Here is a 12,725-nt window from a genome sequence, read left to right as displayed (position 1 = left end):
ATATGACAAAAAGAAGGATACAAAGATCCTTCTCTTAATGTTAATTTATTCATTTTCTGCTAAAATATAATCCGCAACAGCTTGAGCTTCATCACCTGACACAATATTATCAGGCATCGTTCCTGGACCTTCAGCAATCGCATCTACAATATCATCTGCTGAATAATCTCCACTATCCAACGCAGGTCCAACACCACCAGATAAGTCACCACCATGGCATCCTGCACACTGACCTGCATAAATGCTTTCACCTAGCTCAATTGGATCATCGAATTCTTGCTCTTCTGCGTTTTCTTCCCCGTTCTCTGAAGCTGTATCAGGACCTATATTAACGCCAACAAACGATAACACAATGATCAAAAGAATTCCCAAAATGGCAGTCAGAGCAAAAGGGTAAAGAGGTTTTCCTCTCATACTTATGTACCTCCCTTATTATTTCTAAAATAAATCCCCAACGATTTTCACGTTGTATAACACACACTACTATATTGTATATGAAAATGACTCAATAGAAAAGTATTAAACCCCATTTAACTTTTGATTTTCACGAAAATTCTCTGTCATTAGCCTAGGATCATTCGTAATAATTGCATCGACGTTCAAACGTTGACATTTTTTAGCTTCTCGTACGCTATGGACTCGGTAAACTCGTATCGGTACTCCCTTTTTACTCCACCCGAGGTAATACCTTGATGCCTGAAAACCATGTCGAATATGAATACCATCCGCTTGAACCTGACGAGCATACTTCGTCCCACGAAAAATCGGCGTTTTCGTTAATAATGCTGTATTTATCAATGAGTTTTGCCGTTTTATTTCTGATATATACGAATGATAAAAAGTTGATATGACGACTCTGTTTGAAAGTCCGGATTTATCAATCTCGTGCAAACAACTTTCTACAAACAAAGAAGGTTGATCCCGTTGTTGTTTTAATTCCACATGTAAATCAAGCTTAGTGCCTTTGGCCCAATTTAAGACATCAGCAAACGAAGGGATCTTCTCCCCACGAAATGACTCATGGAAATAACTACCTGCATCAAACTGTTTTAACTCTTGTAATGTAAAGGAACGTACAGCCCCTCTTCCGTTTGTCGTTCGATCGATCGTTGGATCATGAATCACAACAGGTACTTGATCTTTACTCCACTGAAGATCAAATTCTACTCCATCAATCGGATACGTCGCTGCTGATATAAATGCTGCCATCGTATTCTCTGGTGTATATTTCTTGTTTCCTCTATGAGCAATTATCTGCATTGATTATTCCCCTTCTTCAAATCATTACATTCTTTCCACTATAATAAGTCCGATAAACAATAAAATACCTGTGCCACCTGCTATATACAAATAGTGATAACGATAACGCCAACCGGCTAAAATCCAGCCTAAGCATAAAACAAGTATGCCCCCTCCTAAAAAAATACGATTGTCTGGAAAAAAAAGTTCCATTGCGACGATTGTGATAATAAACGAGATAAAGGTTGCCAACACGACATATAGGTGTGCATAGAGAGATTTTTTCTGATGATAAAAGTATGCTCCAGCAATACTTAAGCCAAGTAATCCAACAAGAATAACAACTTGAACAGTTGAAGTAGTTTGTGTAAAATAAATTGCTAACAATATAATAACCATTACTATTATCATTATAAAAAAACTCAATAGCGCTTTTTTTGCGTGCGGAATAAGTGAATCGGTTTTCTTACTGGTCGTTTCACTCATTCCGTCGTTTCCTTCCGAATATAAACTGAGTAGAAATAGACAGTACGTTTCTGGAAGAAGTTTATTTTCTTGCCATTTTTTTATTTCACTGACGATGATTCTTTTCCGCTCATCCATAAAATCACCTTTCATTAAATTATCTTTTTAATTATATCGTACAAATGTACAAGAATATATAGAGGTAAAATAAGAAAGCTCTAAATATGTTTCTTTCATGGTGCAACTTATGATCTTCACATTAGAAAAACTTGGCTTATCGCCAAGTCCATCATAGCGAAAGCCTTAGTTTATCTTATACTTTAACCCTTTAGCGACGTTTAACATTCTTATAGTATAAAAATAAAAGCCATAAAAACCGATGAGAACTTGCATTCTCTGTGGGCTTTTATGGCTTTCTCCTCTTCTCCAAATCAAATATTACATTTTGTCTCTCATTTAATTTTTCTTATATGACAATCTTTATCTTGATAAATGACACATTATCTATTCAAGAAAATCTTTCAGACGCTTACTTCGACTTGGATGGCGCAGTTTTCTTAAAGCTTTTGCTTCGATTTGACGAATACGTTCTCTCGTTACACCGAAAACTTTCCCGACTTCTTCCAACGTACGCGTACGACCATCATCTAGTCCAAAACGTAATCGCAATACATTTTCTTCACGATCGGTTAACGTATCTAATACATCTTCAAGTTGCTCTTTCAGAAGTTCATACGCCGCAGCATCAGATGGTGCTAATGCTTCTTGATCTTCAATAAAATCACCTAAATGTGAATCATCTTCCTCACCGATCGGTGTTTCTAATGAGACAGGTTCTTGGGCAATCTTCAAAATTTCCCTTACTTTGTCTGGTGTTAACTCCATTTCTTTCGAGACTTCTTCTGGAGTTGGTTCTCGTCCTAAATCTTGCAAGAGTTGTCGTTGAACTCTTATTAGTTTGTTTATAGTTTCGACCATATGCACTGGAATTCGGATCGTTCTCGCTTGGTCGGCGATCGCTCTTGTAATCGCTTGACGAATCCACCACGTAGCATAGGTACTAAATTTGTACCCTTTATTATAGTCAAATTTCTCAACTGCTTTAATTAACCCCATGTTTCCTTCTTGAATCAAATCAAGAAACAACATTCCTCGGCCAACATAACGCTTAGCAATACTAACAACTAGACGAAGGTTCGCTTCTGCTAATCGTTTTTTCGCTTCTTCATCACCGTCTTCAATTCTTTTTGCTAACGCAATCTCTTCAGCAGCAGAAAGTAGCGGTACACGGCCAATTTCCTTAAGATACATCCGAACAGGGTCATTAATTTTAATTCCTGGTGGTACACTTAAGTCATTCAAGTCAAATGCAGCTTCCTTTTCAACTTGTTGTATACTTGGAACCGCCTCATTATCATTTAATATTTCCACACCTTGTTCACCAAGATATTCAAAGAATTCATCCATTTGATCAGAGTCTTGATCGAACGCACCTAACCTTTCAGTAATCTCTGCATAGGTTAATGTACCTCTTTTCTTCCCTGATTCAACTAGCTGTTCTTTTACTTGATCGATGGTTAAATCCCCTTCCGCCATTGGACGAATTGGTTTCTCTGCCATACGACCCCTCCTTCCTATAGTTCACAACAATTTCCGAATCGTTGGTTTTACTTTTTTTTCAACTCTAAACTCAGTTGCAATACAGCACTCGCAATTCGAGCAGCTTCAACGAAATCTGAAGCTTCTTCAGCTTGCTTTTGCTCTATCTTCAATTGTTCAATTTCTTTTTTCTTAGGAAATTGACGTATCTGTTTTAAATAATCGTTCAATACTTGCTCAGAAAGGTCTAAATTCACTTTCTTCATTGCAAGTTCAGTTGCTTTTGTTCTTAACTCTTTATCATCAATCCATTCAATGAAATGAGAGGGTTCAGGCTCGTACCCTTCTCCGTAATAACTATAGATGAGTGCTGCTATTGCCTGATAGTCATCATAATGAAAATCACCGCCAAGCTCACTTTGAACTTGTTCAGCTATCTGCTTCGATTGGAGCATCAGAGCAATCAATTCTCTTTCTGCATTTTCATGAGCGGATAACATCCTTTGTGTTCGTTTCACTGTTTTCGTTTGAATCGCTTGATGTACTTGGCGCTTTTGTTTTTTTTGCTGGACTTTCAATAATACTGATTGTTCTTGTTTTAAAGCTTCTAATGATAGTGAAAACTCATCAGACAGCTGTCTCAAGTAATAATCTCTTTCTAACGCTCGAGGTAAGAGACTGATTTCGAATAGGATCTCATCAATATAAGTTAACCTATCTCCTTCATCTTGAAGATTTTTTCCACGGCGGAAAAATTCAAGTTTAAACGCCATCAATGTAATGTTTTTAGTAATAACATCTTGGACAAATCTTTCAGATCCATACTTTTGAATATAGTCATGAGGATCATCGCCATCAGGGAGTTTCCCAATACGTACTTGTGCACCTATACTTTCTAATACTTGTGCATTTTTATACGTCGCTTTAAGACCCGCATCGTCAGAATCATAACAAAGAATCACTTTGTCTGCGTTTCTGCGGAGCATTTTTGCTTGAGATTCTGTTAAGGCCGTTCCTAAACCAGCAACTCCATTATCTATACCCGCTCGCCAAGCTGAGATAACATCGACATATCCCTCGAACAAAACAGCCTCATTTTTCTTTCTCATCACAGACCTTGCCTTGTTAAAGAAATACAACACATCACTCTTGTTAAAGACTTGGGATTCCGGACTATTTAAGTATTTCGGATTCCCTTCATTTACAACTCGCCCCCCAAATGCAATCATATTTCCTCGTCGGTCCCAAATTGGAAACATAATCCGGTCTCGAAATCGATCAAATGGTTTTTGATCGTGTTCTCGCAAACCTAAGAGTCCACATTCTGCCATCTCGGTCACCGAATGAGACCTTTTTTGCAAAAAACTTGACAAAAAATCCCATGAATTAGGTGCATAACCTATTTGAAATCGATCAATCATGTCTTTTGTAAAACCTCTTTTACGAAGATACTCCCTTGCTTCTCTTCCCTCATCAGATATCGTAAGCACATGGTGGTAAAGCTTGGCTGCTAATTCATGACCTTCGTACCACCGCTTCATTTGCTCACTAATCTCGGGTTTATTATTCATCTTAGCTTCAAGCTCAGGTAGTGAAATATTCGTTCTTTCGGCTAATTTTTCGACCGATTCAATAAAACTAATCCCTTCCGTTTCCATAACAAATGAAAAGGCATTCCCTCCTGCTCCACATCCAAAACAATGATAAAGCTGTTTATCAGGTGAAACTGAAAACGAAGGAGTTTTTTCACCATGGAATGGGCAAAGGCCTACGAAATTTCTTCCTTGCTTTTTCAATTGAACATATTCGCTAATCACGTCAACGATGTCTAATGATTGACGAACTTCTTCGATTTTTTCTTCGGGAATACGTTGAGTCAATCTTTTCACCAACCTTTTTCCCTTTATCTAAAAAGTAGGCGCATGATATGGTTTCGCCTCTCTTTTCAAATTTCCTGCTAACTTTGTAGGAATTTATTCAAATACTCCTATAAAGCAATTATCGAACTTCTTAAACAAACTTCCTGAAGGAAGAGATCTGCTCCTTCTATTACCTTAGAAGTTAACAACAATTCTAAATAAGGTAGCATATTGTCGACAAAAATCTTGTTTTTTTTCATTGCCATATGTTGTTTATTCTACATCTCTTTAAATAATCCTTCTTTTTTTAAATTTTTATGAAGCTTCTTATTTAATATCGACCATTTACCAGTGGGGAATCCATGAACTATTACTATCTTTACCAAAAAACTAAAAAAAAGTCTTGACATTTACAATTCATTTGTTCTCTTTCTGATTTCGCTATCATTTTCTCTAATTCGACAAGTCACAATATTTCATTATATAGGATAAACATCATTTAGGCTAGAGTTTTCTCTCATCTTTTAGGAAAAAATCAATTTCAAATTAATATTAGAAAAATTTGGCTTTTAGTCTAGTCCTTCTTGGCGAAAGCCTTCGTTTAGTTATACTTTAATCTTTTAGTGAAGTTAAACATTCTTAAATCTAGATTATTCAAATAGCAGTTAAAAATTGATCTGTCTGTTGTGTCATATGGTCGAACTAACTTTTAACGTTTTCACCTTATAAGTGAAAAATGATAGATAAAGTATCTCCATCATCATGAAAAGTGCAGCAAAAAAATTGAAATTCAATAAAAGTATTAAAGCCACTTTCGCAGTGTGGACTGTTTCTCAATATTGATTCTACGAACGCTCCGAATTCCTCACTGATTCGGAACGTTTTCCAATCTTTATTCCTCGAACGCTCCGAATTCCTCACTGATTCGGAACGTTTTCCAATTTCCATTCCTCTAACGATCCGAATTCCTCGCTAATTCGGAACGTTTTCCAATCTCCATTCCTCTAACGCTCCGAATTCCTCGCTAATTCGGGACGTTTTCCAATCTCCATTCCTCTAACGCTCCGAATTCCTCGCTGATTCGGAACGTTTTTCATTTTCCATTCCTCTAACGCTCCGAATCCCTCACTAATTCGGAACGTTTTCCAATCTCCATTCCTCTAACGCTCCGAATTCCTCGCTGATTCGGAACGTTTTTCATTTTCCATTCCTCTAACGCTCCGAATCCCTCACTGATTCGGAACGTTTTTCAATTTCCATTCCTCGAACGCTCCGAATTCCTCGCTAATTTGGAACGTTTTTCAATTTCCATTCCACTAACGCTCCGAATTCCTCACTGATTCGGAACGTTTTTCAATCTCCATTCCTCTAACGCACCGAACCCGTCACTAATTCGGAACGTTTTCCAATTTTTATCCCTCGAACGCTCCGAATTCCTCGCTAATTCGGAACGTTTTCAGAAGACAGAAGCATTTGGAACGGAAAGGGTTCACCTATAGTGGATCAAGTGTCCCATATAAAAGTTGTGTAAGAAATTGATTTTTTCAACTCGTACGTCTAGTACTTCTTTGTGTTTTATGAATAATTCGGGTTAAAGTATAAAAAAGATTCAAAAGACGTTTAGCCTTCTAAATCTTTTTTTATAATTCCCTCATTATTGAAAGTAGAATATTATCAATAATTACTTTGCAGCACTGAAAGTTACTTCATTAGATTAAACTCCACGAACTTTTTGGTAAATTAAGTTCGCAGTTTCTTCTACTGCTTTTGTTGAGACGTCAATCACATCACAGCCAAGTCGTTCCATCACTTCTTTAGAATAGAGTAGTTCCTCCTGTATTCGATCCAACGTTGCATAACTCGCTTCTTCCTTTAATCCTAAAGCTTTCAGTCGTTCAGCACGAATTCCATTCAGTTTCTCAGGATTGATTTTCAAACCAATAATTTTTGCAGCTGGAGCTCTAAATAATTCTTCTGGTGGCTCAACTTCAGGAACAAGTGGAATATTTGCCACCTTTAAACTTTTATGTGCTAAATATTGTGATAAAGGCGTCTTTGATGTTCTAGAAACACCAACAAGAACAACGTCTGCTCGTTCAATTCCACGTGGATCTCTACCATCATCGTATTTAACAGCAAACTCTATTGCTTCCACTTTCCTAAAGTAATCTTCATCTAAAGCGTGCATTAGGCCTGATTTATTTTTAGGTGCGACATTTAAACGATCTCCCATAATCGATATTAGTGGAGTTAAGATGTCGTATATTGGAATATTATTCTCATAGGCTTCCCTCACCAGATATTCTCTAACTTCCGTCAGTACTATTGTAAAGGCAATGATACCATTATTTTCTTTCGCTTGAGCAATAATTTCATCAATTATAACTCTATCCTCTACATAAGGGACACATCGAATGACAGTTACATCCTCATCAAATTGACTTAACGCCGCTCTTACTACTAACTCGCCAGTTTCACCAACCGAGTCGGAAAGAACATAAACAACTGAATCACCTATTCTAGACATAGCTACCCTCCAAATACCCGGAATGTTCATGCTTAAGCATGTGCGTCATTATTCGCCAAATAAATAAATGCTTTGCTAATATTTGTCTTTGTCACCCGTCCGATAACTTCTTGAATAATTAAACCATCTACTTCCATTTCTTTAACTACCGGAAGACCATCAATTTGTTTGTTAATTAGCTTATTTGCTACTTCTAACATTGAATCTGTTGGTTTACAGGTTGTCACATTAGGCATTCTTGTCATGATGATACTGATAGGAACACTTTCAAGATCTTGTTTCCCCATACTCGCTCTCAACAAGTCTTTTCTTGATAGGATTCCTACTAAATGTTCTTTTTTGTTAACTACGAACAATGTCCCGACATCTTCTAAGAACATCGTACAGATAGCATCATAAACGGAAGCAGATTCATTAACTACGACAGGGGTAGATTGGAACTCTTCAACAGTTAACTTTATCATACGCTCGTTAAAAAATTGACCACCCGTTTTCCCCGTGTAGAAATAGCCAACTCGAGGTCGAGCATCTAAAAAACCTGACATAGTTAATATCGCTAAATCTGGTCGTAAAGTCGCTCTTGTTAACGAGAGTTTCTCTGCAATTTTTTCCCCGGTTATCGGCCCATTTTCCTTTACGATGCTAATGATTAATTCCTGCCGATTATTGAGTTCCATATCTTCCCCCCTATTCTAGATTGAACTAATCATGAATTTTTGGATAAGAATCGAGTTATTCCCATTATCTATTCGTCTATTATTATAACGTAACAAGGATTTATGCGAAAGAATCTTACTCCTCAGAATGAAACACAATCGCTTGAAAGTCAGCAAACGATTCGATCATTTTTGCAACCATGTTCATTTGTGCTAACCGATTCCGTTTTACAGTAGCATCCTCGTCCATAACCATAATATGATCAAAATAATCATGAATAGAAGGCTCAATGCTTTTCAATTCTTGATACGCTTCTTCTAATTTACTTTTATCTAACAGTTCAAGCAGTTTACCTGCTTTTTCATCTGTGATTTTTTGCAATTGTATTTCTTGCTTTTCTACAAACAGAGATGGATCTACAACTGTGCTATCGTCTTGAGCTTTTTTAGCAATATTCGTGACGCGGCTAAACGCTTCGACATCTTTTTTAAAAGTTTGAGAGGACAGTTCTTTCATCAAGAATCGTCCTTTTTCCACAATAAAACTCACACGACCTAATTGCGTTGTCAGGATTGCATCAACTACATCGTAACGAATGCCTTCATCATGCAACAAGATCTTATATCGTAATTTCACAAATTCAGTTAAATCACTAATAACTTGTTGCTTACTCCGCTTCAAAAGTCCTCTCGATTCAACTATATCTATTGCTTTTTCCACAAATTGAAATAAATCAAGATCCCAAGCCTCTGCCAAAAAGATTTTCATGACTCCCGCTGTTTGTCGGCGAAGCCCATGAGGATCCTGTGAACCGGTAGGAATTTGCCCAATAGCAAAACTTGTCACCAATGTATCAACTTTATCTGCCACGCTGACAAAGGAACCTACCGATGATTGAGGTAGAGGATCTCCAGACTGCTTTGGTAAATAATGCTCCCGGATCGCTTGTGAAACCTCTTTCGATTCTCCCGATTTTAAGGCATACTCTTCACCCATTCTTCCCTCTAATTCAGGGAATTCATTAACCATATGTGTAACTAGATCTACTTTTGATAAATGAGCTGCTCGTTCCGTTTGTTCTTTTTGCTTTGAAGTTGCACCTACCATATCAGCAAGTATCATCGCCAACTTCTTCACTCTTCTTACTTTATCTCCAACTGAACCTAGCTCCTCGTGATAGACAATCGATTCCAATTTAGAAAACCTGGATTCAAAAGTACTTTTCAAATCTTCCTTATAAAAGAACTCCGAATCAGCTAACCTCGCTCGTAATACTTTTTCATTTCCTTTTTGCACATTTTCCAAATGACGGTGATCTCCGTTACGAATAGTTACAAAATATGGTAATAGTTCTCCTGTGTCATTTTTCACTGGAAAATAACGCTGGTGTTCACGCATAGATGTAACCAAAACATCATCTGGAACATTTAAAAATCGTTCATCAAATTGTCCATAAAGAGCAGTTGGATATTCCACTAAATTGTTTACTTCTTCTAATAAATCATCATCTATTGGAATCTGCCACTTTTCATCTTCAGCCATCTGTTTAATCTGAGATTGAATCGCTTGTTTTCTTTCAACTGGGTCAGCAATGACATGCTGACTAAGTAGCGTTTCAACATAGTTATCGGCATCATTTATGTCGACTTTATCTCCTAAGAAACGATGACCAAATGTAAATCGGTTAGTTTTTACTCCCGCAATATCAAATGAAATGATTTCGTTCCCAAACAACGCAACGATCCATTTTATCGGTCTTACATATCGTAGGTCATGGCTCCCCCATTTCATATTTTTAGGAAATGAAACACTTAGAATAACTTCCTTTAGTTGAGGCAAAAGAGCTTTGACTTCTTTTCCTGCAACATGCTTTGTGGCAAATACGTATTCCTCACCTTTTACCTCTTTGAAATACAACTCTTCTACTGAAACTCCTTTGCCTTTAGCAAAACCTTGAGCCGCTTTAGACCATTCACCAGCATTATCAATCGCTATTTTTTTTGAAGGTCCTTTCGCTTCTTCTTCGATATCCGCTTGCACTTCAACTAACCCAGTTACTAAGACAGCCAATCGTCTTGGTGTTGAATATGCAATGATTTTTTCATAACCTAAACGGTTTTCATCAAACCATTTTTCTGTCTGCTCTTTTAATTTATTCATAGCATCTGTCACAAATCTTGCTGGCACCTCTTCTAGTCCTACTTCTAGTAGCAATGTTCGCTTACTCATGGTTATTCTCCTCCTCATCTTTCAACATTGGAAATCCGAGTTCTTCTCTTACATGATAATATTGCTTTGCACAATTACGTGCCAAATTCCTTACACGACCAATGTAACCGGCTCTCTCCGTCACAGAGATTGCCCCTTGAGCATCTAGTAAATTGAATACATGCGAACATTTTAAAACGTAATCATAAGAAGGAAGCACAAGCTTTTCTTCTAATGCACGTCTCGCTTCCTGTTCATATGTACCAAAAAGCGTAAATAGCATGTTTGCATCTGCAACTTCAAAAGCATATTTTGATTGTTCAAACTCATTCTGTAAAAATACATCTCCGTACGTAAATCCGTTTACCCACTCTAAATCGTAAACATTTTCCTTGTCTTGAATATAAGAAGCTAACCTTTCAATACCGTATGTGATTTCTACGGACACCGGACTTGCATCCAATCCACCTACCTGCTGAAAATATGTAAACTGTGTGATTTCCATGCCATCAAGCCACACTTCCCAACCTAATCCCCAAGCAGCAAGCGTAGGCGCTTCCCAGTTATCTTCAACAAAACGAATATCATGCTCTTCAGGATTTATCCCTAACTTCTGTAAACTTTGCAAATATAACTCCTGAATATTGTCTGGAGAAGGTTTCATTATGACTTGAAACTGATGATGTTGATACAAGCGGTTAGGGTTGTCCCCGTAACGTCCGTCAGCCGGTCTTCTAGATGGTTCTACGTAGGCAACATTCCAAGGTTCAGGCCCAATACTCCGCAAAAAGGTCATTGGATTCATCGTCCCAGCACCTTTTTCTATATCATACGGTTGTAATAACAAACAATTTTGCTCTCCCCAAAATTTCTGTAACGTAAGGATCATTTCTTGTACATTCACACTTATCCCTCCACTTATTTAATATTTTGTAGCTTTACATTATTCAGATTTTAAACAAATAAAAACTCTCGTCCCTATGTCCATTCTAATGGACATAGGGACGAGAGTAACCCGCGGTTCCACCCTACTTGCACAACTATAAAGCCATGCCACTTTAAAAATGTGCTCGAGAACGCCTTCCTTACTATCCATACATTGCTTAGCTTCCACCATCCTAAGCTCGCTCCTTTGCAGGGAGAGAGTAAGTACTATTTTCTTTCTACGCACATTATTCTTTTAGCTTAAACTTGCTTATTGTCAAATCTTACTCAATTATCACTCAACTGTCAATCTAACCGTCTGATAATTTATCCATTTGATCTAAAAATCTTTTCGATTTCAAATAAACGCCTACATACTCTTGATAATATAGTTCTAAAGCATTTTTTAGTTGCTTTTTCGTTTCAGGCTTCACAGAAATATGTCCTATTCTTGAAGGATTTAATTGCTGAAACAATCGCAATAGTTTCATCGCCGCTGGTGAAATCTTCATGTGATAAGGATCTTCTATCAAGCATCTCTTACAAAGAGCCCCACCGAATTTTAATGAGAACATAAATGGTAATTCGGAACTACTACAACGAGCGCATTGATGAAGGGTTGGTGCTGATCCAGAAAAAGACAGCATCTTCGTCTCCAAAATCCGCATTAAAATTTCGCCGTCCTCTCCTTCATTTAAATGATAAAGAAGTTGATAAAGAAGCTCAAATAAATACGGATTACTTTCTTTGTCTTCTGTCAGTTTATCAAGAAGTTCTACCATGTAAGCAGCATAAGCTGTCAGCATGAGATCACTCCTGATATCTCGAAACGAATCGAGAACATCCGCTTGATTTAACGTACCAATCCCTGTTGATTTTTGATAAACAAACGACCCGTATACAAATAACTGTGAACTTGAAACAAAACGACTTTTAGGTCTTTTTGCTCCCCTTGCCATCAAAGCCACTTTCCCGTTTTCTCTAGAATAGACTGTTAAAATTTTGTTTGTTTCTGAATAATTTGTTGTGCGAATAATGATACCTTCAATTTTTTGCAACATGTTATCACCTACATTCTTCAGGTGATCTAAAAGCCATCATTAAACAAAAGAATCATCTTCTTGAATTGTTTGATGTTCCTCTTCTTCAGAGGGTTCATCAACCTGATCCTGGTCTAGCTCTTTGTATAACAGATATGATTCAACATTGCCTGTCATGGAGAATACATGCCAAGATAACTGCCTCAT

Annotated in this window: 11 protein-coding genes; all 11 read right to left on the bottom strand. The window is 37.3% G+C overall.

The annotated features are described in order from the left end of the window. Positions 1 to 45: 45 nt before the first annotated feature. The 11 genes from ACM26V_RS24300 to ACM26V_RS24250 all read right to left on the bottom strand — a co-directional run bounded on the left by ACM26V_RS24300 (position 46) and on the right by ACM26V_RS24250 (position 12,725). Positions 46 to 414, bottom strand: a complete 369-nt coding sequence (locus ACM26V_RS24300; protein ID WP_416149334.1) for a c-type cytochrome — start codon at positions 412 to 414, stop codon at positions 46 to 48. A 105-nt stretch (positions 415 to 519) separates the two neighbouring features. Continuing rightward, positions 520 to 1,260 (bottom strand): glycerophosphodiester phosphodiesterase, encoded by a 741-nt coding sequence (locus ACM26V_RS24295; RefSeq protein ID WP_416149333.1) that lies wholly within the window; start codon positions 1,258 to 1,260, stop codon positions 520 to 522. 24 nt (positions 1,261 to 1,284) lie between these two features. Continuing rightward, positions 1,285 to 1,842 carry a hypothetical protein gene (locus ACM26V_RS24290; RefSeq protein WP_416149332.1) on the bottom strand — a complete coding sequence of 186 codons (558 nt, stop codon included), beginning with the start codon at positions 1,840 to 1,842 and terminating at the stop codon, positions 1,285 to 1,287. Positions 1,843 to 2,208: 366 nt separating this feature from the next. After that, positions 2,209 to 3,324 carry an RNA polymerase sigma factor RpoD gene (gene rpoD, locus ACM26V_RS24285; protein WP_416149331.1) on the bottom strand — a complete coding sequence of 372 codons (1,116 nt, stop codon included), beginning with the start codon at positions 3,322 to 3,324 and terminating at the stop codon, positions 2,209 to 2,211. 47 nt (positions 3,325 to 3,371) lie between these two features. Next, positions 3,372 to 5,183, bottom strand: a complete 1,812-nt coding sequence (gene dnaG, locus ACM26V_RS24280; protein WP_416151956.1) for a DNA primase — start codon at positions 5,181 to 5,183, stop codon at positions 3,372 to 3,374. Between the two features lie 1,693 nt (positions 5,184 to 6,876). Further along, complete coding sequence (locus ACM26V_RS24275) at positions 6,877 to 7,689, bottom strand: pyruvate, water dikinase regulatory protein (RefSeq protein ID WP_416149330.1); 813 nt, start codon at positions 7,687 to 7,689, stop codon at positions 6,877 to 6,879. Positions 7,690 to 7,721: 32 nt separating this feature from the next. Further along, positions 7,722 to 8,366 (bottom strand): helix-turn-helix transcriptional regulator, encoded by a 645-nt coding sequence (locus tag ACM26V_RS24270; RefSeq protein WP_416149329.1) that lies wholly within the window; start codon positions 8,364 to 8,366, stop codon positions 7,722 to 7,724. 115 nt (positions 8,367 to 8,481) lie between these two features. Continuing rightward, a complete protein-coding gene (gene glyS / locus ACM26V_RS24265) occupies positions 8,482 to 10,575 on the bottom strand; it encodes a glycine--tRNA ligase subunit beta (RefSeq protein WP_416149328.1) in 2,094 nt (697 codons plus the stop codon). Continuing rightward, a complete protein-coding gene (glyQ, locus tag ACM26V_RS24260) occupies positions 10,568 to 11,458 on the bottom strand; it encodes a glycine--tRNA ligase subunit alpha (protein ID WP_416149327.1) in 891 nt (296 codons plus the stop codon). Before glyQ ends, glyS begins: the two co-directional genes overlap by 8 nt. 331 nt (positions 11,459 to 11,789) lie before the next feature. Then, complete coding sequence (gene recO / locus ACM26V_RS24255; protein WP_416149326.1) at positions 11,790 to 12,539, bottom strand: DNA repair protein RecO; 750 nt, start codon at positions 12,537 to 12,539, stop codon at positions 11,790 to 11,792. A 39-nt stretch (positions 12,540 to 12,578) separates the two neighbouring features. Then, positions 12,579 to 12,725 carry a YqzL family protein gene (locus ACM26V_RS24250; RefSeq protein WP_416149325.1) on the bottom strand — a complete coding sequence of 49 codons (147 nt, stop codon included), beginning with the start codon at positions 12,723 to 12,725 and terminating at the stop codon, positions 12,579 to 12,581.

The organism is Salipaludibacillus sp. HK11 (genome assembly GCF_047795645.1).
In the GTDB taxonomy this organism is placed as follows: Bacteria; Bacillota; Bacilli; order Bacillales; family Salisediminibacteriaceae; genus Salipaludibacillus.
The sequence above is the reverse complement of the archived record's forward strand: the minus strand, read 5'-3'. Positions and strand labels throughout refer to the sequence as shown.